General features: G+C 63.4%; 14 protein-coding genes. 9 read left to right on the forward strand and 5 right to left on the reverse strand.

The window, feature by feature from the left end:
* Nucleotides 1-22 precede the first annotated feature (22 nt).
* Together CAY82_RS19045 and CAY82_RS19050 are read left to right on the forward strand one after the other, a co-directional pair.
* On the forward strand, nucleotides 23-1,315 hold the full coding sequence (locus tag CAY82_RS19045; RefSeq protein ID WP_256576312.1) for a carbohydrate porin: 1,293 nt from the start codon (nucleotides 23-25) through the stop codon (nucleotides 1,313-1,315).
* A gap of 128 nt (nucleotides 1,316-1,443) precedes the next feature.
* The gene (locus CAY82_RS19050) at nucleotides 1,444-2,298 is read left to right on the forward strand and encodes a D-hexose-6-phosphate mutarotase (protein ID WP_087502599.1); all 855 of its coding nucleotides are present in this window, start codon (nucleotides 1,444-1,446) and stop codon (nucleotides 2,296-2,298) included.
* Here CAY82_RS19050 and hexR read toward each other — a convergent pair.
* The gene (hexR, locus tag CAY82_RS19055; RefSeq protein ID WP_169774905.1) at nucleotides 2,291-3,154 is read right to left on the reverse strand and encodes a DNA-binding transcriptional regulator HexR; all 864 of its coding nucleotides are present in this window, start codon (nucleotides 3,152-3,154) and stop codon (nucleotides 2,291-2,293) included. The genes CAY82_RS19050 and hexR overlap by 8 nt on opposite strands.
* 212 nt (nucleotides 3,155-3,366) lie before the next feature.
* Here hexR and zwf point away from each other — a divergent pair, with 212 nt between their 5' ends.
* From zwf to CAY82_RS19070, 3 genes are read left to right on the forward strand one after another with little or no spacing between them, the layout of a single operon-like run.
* The gene (zwf, locus tag CAY82_RS19060; protein WP_087502600.1) at nucleotides 3,367-4,836 is read left to right on the forward strand and encodes a glucose-6-phosphate dehydrogenase; all 1,470 of its coding nucleotides are present in this window, start codon (nucleotides 3,367-3,369) and stop codon (nucleotides 4,834-4,836) included.
* Nucleotides 4,823-5,536: a 6-phosphogluconolactonase gene (pgl, locus tag CAY82_RS19065; protein WP_087502601.1), complete on the forward strand. Its 714-nt coding sequence runs from the start codon at nucleotides 4,823-4,825 to the stop codon at nucleotides 5,534-5,536. Before zwf ends, pgl begins: the two co-directional genes overlap by 14 nt.
* Before the next feature lie 17 nt (nucleotides 5,537-5,553).
* Nucleotides 5,554-6,234, forward strand: a complete 681-nt coding sequence (locus CAY82_RS19070; RefSeq protein WP_087502602.1) for a bifunctional 4-hydroxy-2-oxoglutarate aldolase/2-dehydro-3-deoxy-phosphogluconate aldolase — start codon at nucleotides 5,554-5,556, stop codon at nucleotides 6,232-6,234.
* Nucleotides 6,235-6,429: 195 nt separating this feature from the next.
* On the opposite strand, the gene leuA is transcribed toward CAY82_RS19070, so the two are convergent.
* The 4 genes from leuA to CAY82_RS19090 all read right to left on the reverse strand — a co-directional run bounded on the left by leuA (nucleotide 6,430) and on the right by CAY82_RS19090 (nucleotide 11,768).
* Nucleotides 6,430-8,103: a 2-isopropylmalate synthase gene (gene leuA / locus CAY82_RS19075; protein WP_087502603.1), complete on the reverse strand. Its 1,674-nt coding sequence runs from the start codon at nucleotides 8,101-8,103 to the stop codon at nucleotides 6,430-6,432.
* A gap of 442 nt (nucleotides 8,104-8,545) precedes the next feature.
* On the reverse strand, nucleotides 8,546-9,373 hold the full coding sequence (locus tag CAY82_RS19080) for a M23 family metallopeptidase (protein ID WP_087502604.1): 828 nt from the start codon (nucleotides 9,371-9,373) through the stop codon (nucleotides 8,546-8,548).
* Nucleotides 9,374-9,376: 3 nt separating this feature from the next.
* Nucleotides 9,377-10,756, reverse strand: a complete 1,380-nt coding sequence (xseA, locus tag CAY82_RS19085) for an exodeoxyribonuclease VII large subunit (protein WP_087502673.1) — start codon at nucleotides 10,754-10,756, stop codon at nucleotides 9,377-9,379.
* Between the two features lie 133 nt (nucleotides 10,757-10,889).
* Nucleotides 10,890-11,768 (reverse strand): LysR family transcriptional regulator, encoded by an 879-nt coding sequence (locus CAY82_RS19090; RefSeq protein ID WP_087502605.1) that lies wholly within the window; start codon nucleotides 11,766-11,768, stop codon nucleotides 10,890-10,892.
* 97 nt (nucleotides 11,769-11,865) lie between these two features.
* Here CAY82_RS19090 and CAY82_RS19095 point away from each other — a divergent pair, with 97 nt between their 5' ends.
* From CAY82_RS19095 to guaA, 4 genes are all read left to right on the forward strand, one after another.
* Entirely contained in the window at nucleotides 11,866-12,621 is a 756-nt protein-coding gene (locus CAY82_RS19095; protein WP_087502606.1) for a sulfite exporter TauE/SafE family protein, read from the forward strand.
* 51 nt (nucleotides 12,622-12,672) lie between these two features.
* Nucleotides 12,673-13,230, forward strand: a complete 558-nt coding sequence (locus CAY82_RS19100; RefSeq protein ID WP_087502607.1) for a sugar ABC transporter ATPase — start codon at nucleotides 12,673-12,675, stop codon at nucleotides 13,228-13,230.
* Between the two features lie 86 nt (nucleotides 13,231-13,316).
* Complete coding sequence (guaB, locus tag CAY82_RS19105) at nucleotides 13,317-14,786, forward strand: IMP dehydrogenase (protein ID WP_085624113.1); 1,470 nt, start codon at nucleotides 13,317-13,319, stop codon at nucleotides 14,784-14,786.
* A 78-nt stretch (nucleotides 14,787-14,864) separates the two neighbouring features.
* Nucleotides 14,865-16,442, forward strand: a complete 1,578-nt coding sequence (guaA, locus tag CAY82_RS19110) for a glutamine-hydrolyzing GMP synthase (RefSeq protein WP_087502608.1) — start codon at nucleotides 14,865-14,867, stop codon at nucleotides 16,440-16,442.
* The last annotated feature ends 48 nt before the right edge of the window (nucleotides 16,443-16,490 follow it).

Genomic DNA, 16,490 nt, shown 5'->3' on the forward strand with positions numbered 1-16,490 from the left:
GGCCTTGCTCGCACCACTGGCGATGGCCGGTGGCAGCGGCGCGCAGGCTGCCGAGGCTTTTTCCAGCGAATCGAAGTGGATGACCGGCGACTGGGGCGGTACCCGCACCGAGCTGCTGGAAAAGGGCTATGACTTCACTCTCGATTATGTCGGTGAGGTTGCCGGCAACCTGCACGGCGGCTACAACGACGACAAGACCGCACGCTATAGCGACCAGTTCGCCCTCGGCGCGCATCTGGACCTGCAGAAAATCTTCGGCTGGCACGATGCCGAGTTCAAGCTGGCGATCACCGAGCGCAGCGGCCGCAACCTCTCCAACGACCGCATCAGCGATCCGCGCGCCGGGCAGTTCAGCTCGGTGCAGGAAGTGTGGGGGCGCGGCCAGACCTGGCGCCTGACCCAGATGTGGGTCAAACAGAAGTACTTTGACGGCGCACTGGACGTGAAATTCGGCCGCTTCGGCGAAGGCGAAGACTTCAACAGCTTCCCCTGCGACTTCCAGAACCTGGCCTTCTGCGGCTCACAGGTGGGCAACTGGGTGGGCGGCATCTGGTACAACTGGCCGGTCAGCCAGTGGGCGCTGCGGGTGAAATACAACATCACCCCGGAATTCTTCGTCCAGGTCGGTGCCTTCGAGCAGAACCCTTCCAACCTGGAAACCGGCAACGGCTTCAAGCTCAGTGGCAGCGGCACCAAGGGTGCGATCCTGCCGGTGGAAGCGGTGTGGTCACCCAAGGTCAACGGCCTGCCGGGCGAGTACCGCCTGGGCTACTACTACAGCACGGCCAAGGCCGACGATGTGTTCGATGACGTCAACGGCAACCCGCAGGCGCTGACTGGCGAGGCCTTCAAGTCGCACTCCAGCAAGCATGGCTGGTGGGTGGTGGCGCAGCAGCAGGTCACCGCCCATGGCGGTGACGTCAACCGTGGCCTGAGCCTGTTCGCCAACTTCACCGTGCACGACCAGGCCACCAACGTGGTCGACAACTACCAGCAGCTGGGGATGGTCTACAAGGGCGCCTTCGACGCCCGGCCCAAGGACGATATCGGCTTTGGCGTGGCGCGCATTCATGTAAATGACGACGTGAAGAAACGTGCTGAACTGCTCAATGCCCAGAGCGGCATCAGCGATTACGACAATCCCGGTTTCGTACCGCTTCAGCGTACCGAGTACAACGCCGAGCTCTATTACGGCTTCCACGTCACCAACTGGCTGACCGTGCGGCCCAACCTGCAGTACATCAAGAGCCCCGGCGGGGTGGATGAGGTGGATAACGCGCTGGTCGCAGGTTTGAAGATTCAGTCGTCATTCTGAGGGCTATTGTTGTAAATTTACGCCAATCCCTTTTCGGTACTATTTCGATAGCCGGCACCCACTGCCCTGCAGTGGGTGCCGGGGATAGGCCGAGACAGCGCTATCTCAAACAACAAGAGCTCTGAACCATGCCCGAACATCCGCTACATCGTTTCTTTGCCTCGCAGCGGCCCCGGCCGACATTCGAGTGGGAACGTTACCAGCAGCGCGATGTGCTGATCATCGACCATCCCCGTTGCCAGGCGGTGTTCAGCCGCCAGGGTGCGCAACTGCTGCATTTTCAACCGGCGGGTGAGCGGCCCTGGCTGTGGTGTGCCGAGCAGTGGCCGCAGGTGGGGGCGATCCGCGGTGGTGTGCCGGTGTGCTGGCCGTGGTATGGCCGCCACCCCAGCGAGGACTTGTGGCCGGCCCATGGCTGGGCGCGCCTGCTCGACTGGAAGCTGGAGGACAGCCGCGAGGACGAGGAGGGCGTAACCCTGAAATGGCGGCTGGACCTGTGCGACTGGCAGGTCGACCTGCATGCCCGGCTGGGTAGCCGCATGGAACTGAGCCTGAGCACCGAGCATCAGGACAGCGAACCCTGCCAGCTGAGCCATGCCCTGCTGGCCTACTGGCGCATCAGTGACGTGTCCGAGATAGCGCTGTCCGGGCTCGAGGATATCGAAGGCTACGACCGCCTCAACCGCCAGGCCTGCCGTGAGGATGGCGCGCTGAAGCTCAAGGGCGGCTGCCAGAAGGTCTACCCCGGCACACCGCGGGTGCAGTTGCAGGACCCGGCCTGGCAGCGTGAGCTGTGCATCGATACCGGTGACAGCGATGACACGGTGGTCTGGCACCCGGGCAACCGCCCGCTGATGGGCGTGACCGGGCGTGAATGCCAGCATTTTGTCTGTGTCGAGGCCGCCAGTGGCAGTGGCGAGGGCTTGAGCCTGGCGCCGGGGCAGCGTGCCCACCTGCGCCTGCAGGCGCACCGGCTCAGTTGAGCTCGTCGTCCTCGATCGGGTAGCGGCTTGCGTTGAGGCTTTCCTTGATCTTGCGCAGGTGCGGCTGGAAGTCCACGCCACGGCGCAGGGTCATACCGGTGGCCAGTACATCGAGCACGGTCAGCTGGATGATCCGCGAAGTCATCGGCATGTAGATGTCGGTGTCTTCCGGCAATGGAATGTGCAGGCTCAGGCTGCAGGCATTGGCCAGCGGCGAACCGGCGGCGGTCAGGCCCAGCACCGAGGCGCCGTTTTCCCGGGCCAGGCGGGCCACTTCGACCAGTTCGCGGGTGCGTCCGGTGTAGGAAATGATCACGAACAGGTCGCCGGTGTGCGCCACCGAGGCCAGCATGCGCTGCATCAGCACGTCGGCGTGGGCCGATACTGCCAGGTTGAAGCGGAAGAACTTGTGCTGGGCATCCAGCGCCACCGGGGCCGAGGCGCCCAGGCCGAAGAAGTGGATCTGTCGGGCCTGGATCATCATGTCCACGGCACGGCTGACCTGCTGCGGGTCGAGCTGCTGGCAGGCACTGTCGAGTGAGGCGATGGCACTGGCGAAGATCTTCTGGGTGTAGGCTGCCGGGTCATCGTCAGCCTCTACCGCGCGGCTGACGTAGGCGGCGCCGCTGGCCAGGCTCTGCGCCAGCTGCAGCTTGAGTTCGGGGTAGCCGCTGACCCCGAACGAGCGGCAGAAGCGGTTGACGGTCGGTTCGCTGACCTTGGCCGCCTGGGCCAGCGCAGCGATGCTGAAACGGGTGGCTTGTTGCGGGTTGAGCAGGATGACTTCGGCGACTTTGCGTTCGGCCTTGTTCAGCTCGTCGAGGCGGCCCTGGATCTGTTCCAGGAGGTTTCGCACGCGGTCCATGGGTAGTGTCCTTGGGTCGGGAAGGCAGCCGGCTGTGGGAGCAGCAGGCTTTTTGCATGGTTGCCTATCGTACTGTCGGCGCGATTGACGTACCACTTGTCTGTAATACTTGTGTGTAATGTTGTGGTTTTTACTACATTTCCCCTTGAAAACCGTATGTGAAAGCGGTATTCCTAGATCAACTTTAGGAAAGAACCAACATCATGGCTGCGATTAGTGTCGAACCTTGCACCTTTGCCCTGTTTGGCGCCCTCGGCGACCTGGCGTTGCGCAAGCTGTTTCCTGCGCTGTACCAGCTCGACCGGGCCAATCTGTTGCACCCGGATACCCGCCTGTTGGCGCTGGCCCGCGAGGCCGGTAGCGCGCAGGACCACCTGGACAGCATCGAAGCACACCTGCGCCGGCATGTGCCCGAGGCCGATATCGAGCCCGCTGCGCTGGGCCGTTTCCTCGCTCGGCTGAGCTACCAGCACCTGGACTTCCTCCAGCCCGAGGGCTACCAGGTCCTGGCCGAGCAGTTGCCGGGCGAGCTGCCACTTATTGCCTACTTTGCCACTGCTGCGGCGGTGTACGGGGCCATCTGCGAAAACCTCGACAAGGTCGGGCTGGCTGAGCGCACCCGGGTGGTGCTGGAGAAGCCCATTGGCCACGACCTGGAGTCGTCGCGCCGGGTCAACGATGCCGTGGCGCGGTTCTTCCCCGAGAGCCGGGTCTACCGCATCGACCACTACCTGGGCAAGGAAACGGTGCAGAACCTGATCGCCCTGCGCTTCGCCAACAGCCTGTTCGAAACCCAGTGGAACCAGAATTCCATCTCCCATGTGGAGATCACCGTCGCCGAAAAGGTCGGTATCGAAGGTCGCTGGGGCTACTTCGACAAGGCCGGTCAGTTGCGCGACATGATCCAGAACCACTTGCTGCAGTTGCTGTGCCTGATCGCGATGGACCCGCCCAGCGAACTGTCCGCCGATGCCATCCGTGACGAGAAGGTCAAGGTACTCAAGGCCCTGGCACCGATCACCGGCGAAGGGCTGAGCACCCGTGTGGTGCGCGGCCAGTACATCGCCGGCTACAGCGAAGGCAAACCGGTGCCCGGTTACCTGGAGGAAGACAACGCCAACGCCCAGAGCGACACCGAAACCTTCGTCGCCTTGCGTGCCGACATCCGCAACTGGCGCTGGTCGGGGGTGCCGTTCTATCTGCGTACCGGCAAGCGCATGCCGCAGAAGCTGTCGCAAATCGTCATCCACTTCAAGGAAACGCCGCACTACATCTTCGCCCCGGAACAGCGTTTGCAGATCGGTAACAAGCTGATCATCCGCCTGCAACCGGACGAGGGCATTTCTTTACGGGTGATGACCAAGGAACAAGGCCTGGACAAAGGCATGCAACTGCGCAGCGGCCCGTTGCAACTGAACTTTTCCGACACCTGGCGCAGTGCAAGGATTCCGGACGCGTACGAGCGGCTTTTGCTTGAAGTGATGCGCGGTAACCAGAACCTGTTCGTGCGCAAGGACGAAATCGAGTATGCCTGGAAGTGGTGCGACCAGTTGATTGCCGGCTGGCGTAACGCCGGTGATGCGCCCAAGCCATACGCGGCAGGCTCCTGGGGGCCGATGAGCTCGATTGCACTGATCACACGCGATGGGAGGGCGTGGTATGGGGATATCTGAACTGGAACTGCCAGCGACTGCGAAGGTACACGAGCTGGCAGATGCCAAGGCTCTGGCTGTAACCCAGGCCCATGACGTGGCTGAGCGCCTGCGCGCGGCCATTGCCGCCAAGGGCCAGGCCTGCGTGGTGCTGTCCGGCGGCCGCAGCCCGGTGCCGTTCCTCGAGAAGCTGGCCAGCGAAAACCTCGACTGGGCCAAGGTCACCGTCAGCCTGGCCGATGAGCGCTGGGTGCCGGTGGAGCACGCCGACAGCAATGCCGGCCTGCTGGCCCGCCATCTGTTCAAGGGCGCGGCGGCCAAGGCCCGCTTCGTTGGCCTTTACCAGCAGGCGGAGAACCTCGACGCCGCTGCGGGAAAGGCCGATCAGGCCCTGGCCGAGCTGCCGCCGATCGACGTATTGGTGCTGGGCATGGGGGATGATGGCCATACCGCTTCGCTGTTCCCCGCCAGCCCCAACCTGGAGGCGGGCCTCGACCTGGCCAACCCACGCCGCTGCCTGCCCTTGCTGGCACCGAGCGTGCCGCGCCAGCGCCTTTCGATGACCCGCTCGCTGCTGGCCAGCTCCGCCTTTACCGCGCTGTCCGTGCAAGGGCAGGGCAAACTCGCTACCCTGCGCGCCGCGCTGGCTGGCACCGAACTTACTGAAATGCCGATTCGCGCTTTTCTTCACGCCCCCCTGGACATCTACTGGTGCCCATGAGCCAAGGATCCACAGTCATGACCACCCTCGAACGCCCACAGCCCAAGCTCTCGATGGCCGACAAAGCCGCACGGATCGACGCCATCTGCGAAAAGGCGCGCATCCTGCCGGTGATCACCATCGCCCGTGAGGAAGACATCCTGCCGCTGGCTGACGCCCTGGCCGCCGGCGGTATCCGTACCCTGGAAGTGACCTTGCGCTCGCAGTATGGCCTGAAGGCCATTCAGGTTTTGCGCGAGCAGCGCCCGGAACTTTGCGTCGGTGCCGGCACCGTGCTCGATCGCGGCATGTTCGAGGCCGTTGAAGCTGCTGGTGCGCAGTTCGTCGTTACCCCGGGCATTACCCAGGACATTCTCCAAGCCGGTGTGGACAGCGAGATTCCGCTGCTGCCAGGTATCAGCACGCCGTCAGAAATCATGATGGGCTACGCCCTGGGCTACCGCCGCTTCAAGCTGTTCCCGGCGGAAATCAGCGGTGGCGTCGCGGCGATCAAGGCCTTTGGCGGCCCGTTCGGCGATATTCGTTTCTGCCCTACGGGCGGGGTGAACCCGGCCAACGTGCGCAATTACATGGCGCTGCCCAATGTGATGTGTGTGGGTGGTACCTGGATGCTCGACAGCAGCTGGATCAAGAACGGCGACTGGGCGCGGATCGAAGCGTGCAGTGCGGAGGCAATGGCGCTGCTGGACGCCAACTGAATTTGTTGTGTGCTTTACGGCTTATGGGGCGCTTGGTCGGCGCCCCTTTTTTTATGTTTGGCGTGGGGTTGGGGCGCCTGTGAGATCGAGCGCCGCGCGGGCGGCGCTCGATCTCACAGGCGCCCCCAACCCACGCCAAGCATAAAAAAAGCCCGCATCAAACGATGCGGGCTTTCTCATTCATTGCCGTACGGCTCAGGCCGCCTTGGCTTCCTGCTGGCTCAGCGAGCGGTTCAGTGCGCTGAACAGTGCCTTGAAGCTGGCCGTGGTGATGTTTTCATCGATCCCCACACCGTGCACCGGGCGGCCACCGGCCACACGCAGTTCGATGTAGGCCGCAGCCTTGGCATTGGTGCCGGCGCCAATGGCGTGCTCGTTGTAGTCCATGATCTCCACGGCAATCGGCAGGCCGGCCACCAGTGCTTCCAGTGCGCCGTTGCCCTTGCCGCGCCAGTGCAGGGTGGTTTCGCCTTCACCGGCAACTTCCACTTCCACGGCGCTGTGGCCATTCTCTTCCTGCAGGCGGTGGCTGACCAGCGCGTACGGGGCGTTGGCCTGGAGGTATTCCTTGTGCAGCAGGCTGTAGATCTGCTGGGCGGTCATTTCCAGGCCCAGTCGGTCGGTTTCACCCTGTACTACCTGGCTGAACTCGATCTGCATGCGGCGCGGCAGGCTGATGCCATATTCCTGCTCGAGCAGGTAGGTGATGCCGCCTTTACCCGACTGGCTGTTGACGCGGATCACTGCCTCGTAGCTGCGGCCAATGTCGGCCGGGTCGATCGGCAAGTAAGGCACTTCCCACAGCTCGCCTTCCTTCTGCTTGGCAAAGCCCTTGCGGATGGCGTCCTGATGCGAGCCGGAGAACGCGGTGTGGACCAGGTCGCCCACGTATGGGTGGCGCGGGTGTACCGGCAACTGGTTGCACTCTTCGACCACCTTGCGTACGCCGTCGATGTCGGAGAAGTCCAGCTGCGGGTCGATACCCTGGGTGTAGAGGTTCAACGCCAGGGTCACCAGGTCGACGTTACCGGTACGCTCGCCGTTCCCGAACAGGCAGCCTTCGGCGCGGTCGGCACCGGCCATCAGGCCCAGTTCGGTGGCGGCGATGCCAGTGCCGCGGTCGTTGTGGCAGTGCAGGCTGATGATCACGCTGTCGCGACGGCTGACATTGCGGCAGAACCACTCGATCTGGTCGGCGTAGATGTTCGGCGTGGACACTTCCACGGTGGCCGGCAGGTTGAGGATGATCTTGTGCTCAGGAGTCGGGTTCCACACCTCGATGACCGCGTCGCAGACTTCCTTGGCGAACTCCATCTCGGTGGCGCTGAAGGTTTCCGGCGAGTACTGGAAGGTCCATTGGGTTTCCGGCTGCTGGGCGGCGTACTTGACGAACAGCTTGGCCGCGTTCACCGCGATATCCTTCACGCCTTGCTTGTCCTGGTTGAAGACGATGCGGCGGAACGACGGGCTGGTGGCGTTGTACAGGTGGACGATGGCCTTCTTCGCCCCGCGCAGCGACTCGAAGGTGCGGGCGATGAGGTCTTCGCGGGCCTGGGTGAGGACCTGGATGGTGGTGTCGTCCGGGATGTGGCCTTCTTCGATCAGCATGCGTACGAAGTCGAAATCGGTCTGCGAGGCGGACGGGAACGAGGCTTCGATTTCCTTCACGCCAACCTGCACCAGGGTCTTCCAGAAGCGCAGTTTCTTCTCCGAATCCATCGGCTCAATCAGCGACTGGTTGCCATCACGCAGGTCAGAGCTGCACCAGATAGGCGCGGCGGTGATGGTCTTCGACGGCCAGGTACGGTCAGGCAGGTCGATGGTCGGGAAAGCGCGGTATTTCTTCGAAGGGTCTTTGAGCATGGTCATGGAAGCAATCCTTTTGTGTGCGGCCGAGATCGGGCCTGCCGAGCGATAACGAGATGAAAAGGCGAGGCGACGCGATTCAGTCTGGTAGTCGGGCGCTGACCAGGCAGAGGCTGCGATGTTGTCGGAGCAGGATGAGGGTGCTGAAGGTTTTCATGCCTTCAAACTTAACCAGTGGGGTGGGGGATGGCAAGCGTTGGGGAAAATTTGAGAGGAATGCTTAAAAAAAGCTTACTGTCGATATTTTATGGCTGTAATTTTCTGAATGCTTCACTATTTTTGCGTGGTATTTTTCGATGGCGCAACATGGTGGAATCGATAGGGGCAGTGCTGGCCTCTTCGCGGGTAAACCCGCTCCCACAGGTACAGCGCAGACTTCAGATACAGCGCGATCCCTGTGGGAGCGGGTTTACCCGCGAAGAGGCCAGCCTATGTGGCACAGGTTTCAGGGCTGGAATGCGCCAATGAAAATCGCCGGGTCCACCCGCGCATCATTCAGGCTGACGTTCCAGTGCATATGCGGCCCGGTAGCCCGCCCGGTCGAGCCCACGCGCCCGACCACCTCGCCCCGGCGCAGCTGCTGCCCCACCTGCACATCGATCTTCGACATGTGACAGAACATGCTGATAAAACCCTGCCCGTGGTCGACGAATACCGTGCGGCCATTGAAGAAGTAATCCCCCACCAGAATTACCTTGCCGTTGGCCGGGGTCTTGATCGGCGTGCCGGCCGGCACCGCGAAGTCCAGCCCGGCATGTGGATTGCGTTCTTCACCATTGAAGAAGCGCCGCACGCCGAACTTGCTCGACAGCGGGCCACTGACCGGCTTGTCGAGGATCAGGTTGCTCGGCAGGGTCGGGCTGAAGCTGCGGTAGGCCTTGATCTGCTCGGCCAGCTCGCGGTCGATGCGCCTGAGGTCTGCCGGGTTCGGGTTGACCTGGCGGGTGTTTTTCAGCGTGATGCGCTGCTCGGGGTACTTCTTGTTGCCGACCGTGAAGGGCAGGGTACGGCCGCCCTGGTCCAGCAGCGCGGTGCCGGGCTTCTGGGTCAGCGGGATGCCAACGATGGCCAGCCAGTTGTCCTGCTCCTTCACCACCAGCACCGGTTTGCCGTCGAAGCTGGCGGTGGGTGCACTGGCGGCGGGGCCCAGGTCGACCACCGCCACGCCGCCGGGTACCGGCTTGTTCAGTGTGCGGGTGATGTAGCTGGCCTGGGCGCCGCCAGCCAGCAGCAGGAGGGAAAGGGCAAGCAGGGGCGCGAGCAGGCGGGGCATGTGTCAGTCCAGAAGTGAGAGGGTGACCGGGGTCTGGTGGTTGTCTTCGACCCGCACCAACAGCTCGCCTTCGTTCAGGCGGGCGGTCAGGCGTTGGCCATTGTGGGTCTGTTCGGCACTGCGGATGGCCTGGCCCTGTTCGTCCAGCAGGATACTGTAGCCGCGGGCGAGGGTCGCCAGCGGGCTGACCACCTGCAGCGTCTGCAGCTGGGCCTGGAAGCGCTGGCGGCGGTCCTTGAGCACCTCGCGCATTGCCCTTGGCAGGCGCTCGGCCAGGCTGTCCAGGCGTTGGCCCAGCAGTTTCAGGGTACGCCCCGGGTGCTGCGCGGCGAGGCGGGTATCCAGGCGTGCCAGACGCTCGCGGCGCTGGTTGAGGTTGAGCATGAACGCGCGGCGCAGGCGCATGTCCAGGTCGTCCAGGCGCTGGGCCTGCTGGCGCAAGCGCTCGCCCGGGTGGCGCAGGCGCCTCGTCAGTGACTCCAGGCGCAGGCGGTCGTGGGTCAGGCGGTTCTGCATGCGCAGCAGCAGGCGCCGTTGCAGGCCATCCAGGCGTTGCTGCAGGCCACTGTTGTCGGGGGCCAGCAGCTCGGCTGCGGCAGACGGTGTGGGTGCGCGCACGTCGGCGACGAAGTCGCTGATCGAGACATCGGTCTCATGGCCCACGGCGCTGACAATCGGCGTCACACAAGCGGCCACAGCCCGTGCCACGGCTTCTTCGTTGAAGCACCACAGGTCTTCCAGCGAGCCGCCGCCCCGGGCCAGGATCAGCGCATCGAAACCGAGGCTGTCGGCCAGGCGGATGGCGCGCACGATCTGGGCAATGGCTTCGCGGCCCTGTACCGCGGTAGGGATCAGGTTCAGTTCCACCTGTGGGGCGCGGCGGCCAAACACACTGATGATGTCGCGGATCACCGCGCCAGTGGGCGAGGTGATGATGCCGATGCGTTGCGGGTGGGCCGGCAGCGGCTTCTTGCGTTCGGCGCTGAACAGCCCCTCGGCACCGAGCTTTTCCTTCAGTGCATCGAAGGCCAGGCGCAAGGCGCCATCACCGGCTGGCTCGACGGTGTCGAGAATCAGCTGGTAGTCACCACGCCCTTCGAACAGCGAAACCTTGCCGCGCACCCGCACCGCCAGGCCGTCGCGCAGGGCCTGGCGCACCCGCGTGGCGTTCTGCCGGAACAGCGCGCAGCGCACCTGTGCGCCGCTGTCCTTGAGGGTAAAGTACATGTGGCCGGACGCCGGGCGGGCGAGGTTGGAAATCTCGCCTTCCACCCATACGCTGCGGAACACGTCTTCCAGCAGCACGCGGGCGCGGCCGTTGAGTTGGCTGACGGTAAGGACCTCGCGGTCAAGGCCGAGTCGTTCGAAGGGGTCTCTGATCATGGTGGGCATGATAAAGGACATCGGCCTCGGTTGTCTGTCCCGGCCCTGTCGCCGGCCCAGCCCTTTGGGCTGCGCTCCCACAGGGCCCCTGCTAATTCAATGACTTATGTGCAGTTCTATGGGGGCCGGCCCTTCAGGCCTGCATCGCCGTCACGAACTGGCGCGCCATCTGCCCCGCATCCCGCCTGCAAGCCATCGCCACAGTACTCTCAGACCCTCCCTCCAGCGCCACGAAGCTGACTGAGGCTGGTGCAATCTCGCGCATGCACGCCGGCAGCAACGCCACCCCAAACCCCGCCTGAATCAGCTGCAACTGGGTGGTCTTGCGCGACAGCACCTGCGCCGCGCGCGGAAAAAAGCCTGCCTCCATGCACAACGAGGCCGACAGGTAACTCAGCCCGCCACGATCCCGATGCGGAATGGAAATAAAGCGCTCCTCGCGCAACTGTTCAAGCTTCACCTGTGGCGCGTCAGCCAGCGGATGCCCAGCGGCAACCGCCAGCAGCAATGGCTCACTGAACAGCGCATGCAGCACCACGCCTTCATGCTGGCGCAACACAGGCAAACGCAGCAGGCCGATATCCAGTCGTCCATTAGCAATATCCTCCAGTTGCGCTTCCGACGACTGCTGGGCAATTTCCAGCGAAACCCCTGGGTTGTCGCGCAAGTAGCCGCCCAGGCGAGCCAGCAGCGGGCCGGTCAGCGGCACCGTACTGGAGTGGTTCAGGCGCAGGCTGCCCTGCAGCCCTTCGCCAATGTCGCGGGTCACCCGCTCGGCCTGCGCCAAGTCGGCCAGCAAGCGCCGCGCCCGCTCCAGAAGGGCCTGGCCAGCCAGTGTCAGGCGTGGCAGGCGAGCGGTGCGTTCGAACAACGGTGTACCCAGTTGCTGCTCCAGCTCCTTGATTTGCCGGCTTAGCGCCGACTGCGCAATGTACAGCCGTTCGGCGGCACCGCTGAAGCTGCCGCATTCGGCGATTTCCACGAAGTAACGCAACTGGCGGATCGACGTCATGTCATGCCTTTTCGAGATGGGTGTGGCGATAAAGGCATATTAGTCGGCATGGCTCGTGGCTGGCTAACCTTTGCCTGTCTTCTCAGGAACTGCTGCCATGCTCGCCCAACTGTCGTTTTCCGGCCTTGACTGGCTGCCCATCCTGCTCGGTGTCGGCGCTGCCTACATTGTTTTCGGCATCGCCGGTTTCGGCACTGCGCTGGTGGCCGGCCCAGTGCTGATCCACTTCATGCCGCTGTCGCGGATCATTCCGCTGCTGGTACTGCTGGACTTCGTCGCTGCCTTTGGCAACCTGCTGCCATCGCGCCGCGATGTCGTGCGGGGTGAGTTGCTGCGGCTGCTGCCGTTCATGGCCGTAGGCTGCATGCTGGGCGTGGTATTCCTGCTACAGCTGAAGTCCGACCTGTTGCTGCTGCTGATGGGCTTGTTCGTCACGGCCTATGCCGTGTACGGGCTGGCGGTGAAGGTGCGGCCGGCCAGTTTGTCAGGTATCTGGGCAGTGCCGATGGGCACGGCAGGCGGGCTGTTCGGTGCATTGTTCGGCAGCGGCGGCTTTCTTTATGCCCTGTACCTCAGCGCGCGGCTGGAGGTAAAGGAACAGGTGCGCGCTACCCAGAGCGCACTGATCAGTTGCAGTACAGTGGTGCGTCTGACGCTGTTCCTGATCGCTGGCGTCTATGCCGATCAAAGCCTGCTGCTGCTCGCTGCGTGCCTGTTGCCAGTCATGCTCGCTGGTCTCTGGGCTGGGCGCAGGCTGACCCACCGGCTGTCCCGCGAAGCGTTCGTGCGCCTGGTCACCTGGCTGGTGCTGGCCAGCGGGCTGGCGCTGATCGGTCGCTATCTGAGCGCCTGAGCAGGCGGTAGAATTGCGTCATTACCGCAGTTTTTCAGGCTTGTCCCGTTCATGAACACCCAGAGCATCATCGTTCCCAAGCTGTCTACCGTCCCGGTGCACGAAGCCCGTGCCCGCGCCATCCTGCGCTGGTTGGTGCGCGAGAAAGTCGTCGAGGAACAACTGACCACCTGTGGCCGCACCGGCAACCGCATGGGCCATGCCCTGGCCGAAGGTGCACGCAAAGTGGCCCTGCATCCGGAGAAACTGCCCTTCGGCGAGCAGGTGAACGGCCTGGAGGTGATGCTCAAGCGCTGCATCTATACCCCTACCGAAGGTTTCCTCGAAGAGGCTGGTTGCCCCGAGTGCCGGCGGGAGGTGGGCGAGCCGCTGTTCGAAAGTCTGGAAGAATGGATGCCGGCGGTGAGTGACAACTTCACCTGCCCGCTGTGCGGCTTCGAAGATGACATCAATGGCTTCATTTTCCTGCAGCCATGTGCCTTTTCCAATCTTGGGTTCATCTTCAACAACTGGGGCGAGGCCGGGTTCACCCAGGCCTTTCTCGACAGCTTCGCCGACTGGCTCGACCAGCCGGTGGCCGTGGTACAGGTAAAACTGCCACAAGGCTGACCGAAGGCCCTTATTTTGCATTGAGCGGCGCGCCGTGCATGAGTATAATGGCGCGCTTCCATTTTTCCCGCCCGGGAGCCCCCGCGATGCTGCGTATCAGCCAAGAAGCCCTGACCTTCGACGATATTCTCCTTGTACCAGGTTATTCCGAGGTACTGCCCAATGAAGTCAGTCTCAAGACCCGTTTGACCCGTGGCATCGAGCTGAACATTCCGCTGGTTTCCGCCGCCATGGATACCGTGACCGAAGCGCGCCTGGCCATTGCCATGGCCCAGGAAGGCGGCATCGGTATCATCCACAAGAACATGACCATCGAGCAGCAGGCCAGCGAAGTCCGCAAGGTCAAGAAGTTCGAGGCTGGCGTGGTCAAGGACCCGATCACCATCGACGCCGACGCCACCGTGCGCGACCTGTTCGACCTGACCCGCCTGAACAACATCTCCGGCGTTCCGGTGCTGGCGAACGGCGACCTGGTCGGTATCGTCACCTCCCGTGACGTGCGCTTCGAAAGCCGCCTGGACGCCAAGGTCCGCGACGTGATGACCCCCAAAGAGCGTCTGGTCACCGTCCGCGAAGGCGCCGACAAGAACGAAGTCCGCGAGTTGCTGCACAAGCACCGCCTGGAAAAAGTCCTGATTGTCGACGACAAGTTCAACCTCAAGGGCATGATGACCGTCAAGGACATCGAAAAGGCCAAGGCCTACCCGTTGGCCAGCAAGGACGACCAGGGTCGCCTGCGCGTCGGCGCCGCGGTCGGCACCGGCAAGGACACCGGCGAGCGCGTTGCCGCCCTGGTGGCTGCTGGAGTTGACGTGGTGGTGGTCGACACTGCCCACGGTCACTCCAAGGGTGTGATCGACCGCGTTCGTTGGGTGAAAGAGAACTACCCGCAAGTGCAAGTTATCGGCGGTAACATCGCCACCGGCGCTGCCGCCAAGGCCTTGGCCGAAGCCGGCGCTGACGCCGTCAAGGTCGGTATCGGCCCAGGCTCGATCTGCACCACCCGTATCGTTGCCGGTGTCGGCGTGCCGCAAATCAGCGCCATCGCCAACGTGGCCGCCGCACTGGAAGGCACTGGCGTGCCGCTGATCGCCGACGGCGGCATCCGCTTCTCGGGTGACCTGTCCAAGGCCATCGTAGCTGGTGCTTCCTGCGTGATGATGGGTTCGATGTTCGCCGGTACCGAAGAGGCTCCGGGTGAAGTCGAACTGTTCCAGGGCCGTTCCTACAAGGCCTACCGCGGCATGGGCTCGCTGGGTGCCATGGCACAGGCGCAAGGTTCGTCCGACCGCTACTTCCAGGACTCCTCGGCCGGCGCCGAAAAGCTGGTACCGGAAGGCATCGAAGGCCGTGTTCCCTACAAGGGTGCCCTGGCCGCGATCATTCACCAGCTGATGGGCGGCCTGCGTTCGTCCATGGGCTACACCGGCAGCGCAACCATTGAAGAGATGCGCACCAAGCCGGAGTTCGTGCGCATCACCGGTGCCGGCATGGCCGAGTCCCACGTGCATGACGTGCAGATCACCAAAGAAGCCCCTAACTACCGCGTAGGCTGAGGCTTCCAGCTACAACAGAAAGCGGGGCTGTCACGACAGCCCCGCGTCGTTTCCGATTTCCACTGACGAGATTGAGTCATGGCCCTCGACATTCACGCTCACCGCATCCTGATCCTCGATTTCGGTTCCCAGTACACCCAGCTGATCGCTCGCCGCGTGCGCGAAATTGGCGTGTACTGCGAGCTGCATCCGTTCGACATGGACGATGAAGCGATCCGCGAATTCAACCCGCGCGGCATCATCCTCGCCGGCGGCCCCGAGTCGGTCCACGAAGCCAACAGCCCACGCGCCCCGCAGGCCGTGTTCGACCTGAATGTACCGGTGCTGGGCATCTGCTACGGCATGCAGACCATGGCCGAGCAAATGGGCGGCAAGGTCGAAGGTTCCGACCTGCGTGAATTCGGTTATGCCCGCGTGGACGTGGTCGGCAAGAGCCGCCTGCTCGACGGCATCGAAGACCACATCGACGCCGACGGCGTGCTGGGCCTGGACGTGTGGATGAGCCACGGCGACAAGGTCACCCAGATGCCGGGCAACTTCCACGTGCTGGCCAGCACCCCGAGCTGCCCGATCGCCGGCATGTTCGACGACGCGCGCGGCTACTACGGCGTGCAGTTCCACCCGGAAGTGACTCACACCAAGCAGGGTGGTCGCATCCTGTCCCGCTTCGTGCAGGACATCTGCGGCTGCGAAGCCCTGTGGACCCCGTCCAACATCGTCGAAGACGCCATCGCCCAGGTGCGTGAGCAGGTCGGTTCGGCCAACGTCCTGCTGGGCCTGTCCGGCGGCGTCGACAGCTCGGTGGTTGCTGCGCTGCTGCACCGCGCCATCGGCGACCAGCTGACCTGCGTATTCGTCGACAACGGCCTGCTGCGCCTGCACGAAGGCGACCAGGTGATGGCCATGTTCAAGGAGAACATGGGCGTCAAGGTCATCCGCGCCGACGCTGAAAAGCAGTTCCTCGACAACCTGGCCGGCGAAGCCGACCCGGAGAAGAAGCGCAAGATCATCGGCCGCACCTTCATCGACGTGTTCGATGCCGAAGCCAGCAAGCTGGAAAACATCCAGTTCCTCGCCCAGGGCACCATCTACCCGGACGTGATCGAGTCGGCTGGCGCCAAGAGCGGCAAGGCCCACGTGATCAAGTCGCACCACAACGTCGGTGGCCTGCCGGAGGAAATGAACCTCAAGCTGGTCGAGCCGCTGCGTGAACTGTTCAAGGACGAAGTGCGCAAGATCGGCCTGGAGCTGGGCCTGCCGTACGACATGGTCTACCGCCACCCGTTCCCGGGCCCGGGCCTGGGCGTGCGCATCCTCGGTGAAGTGAAGAAGGAATACGCCGACCTCCTGCGTCGTGCCGACCACATCTTCATCGAAGAGCTGCGCAAGGCCGACTGGTACCACAAGACCAGCCAGGCATTCGTGGTGTTCCAGCCGGTCAAGTCGGTTGGCGTCGTTGGCGACGGCCGTCGCTACGCCTGGGTCGTGGCTCTGCGTGCCGTCGAGACCGTGGACTTCATGACCGCGCGTTGGGCGCACCTGCCGTACGAACTGCTGGAAACCGTCAGCGGCCGTATCATCAACGAAATCGACGGTATCTCGCGCGTTACCTACGACGTGTCGAGCAAGCCGCCGGCCACTATCGAGTGGGAATGATCGGGTAGCCAGCTCAGGCTGGTACCCGCAGGCACGGATACACCAGAA

The organism is Pseudomonas sp. SID14000, assembly GCF_002165135.1.
In the GTDB taxonomy this organism is placed as follows: Bacteria; Pseudomonadota; Gammaproteobacteria; order Pseudomonadales; family Pseudomonadaceae; genus Aquipseudomonas.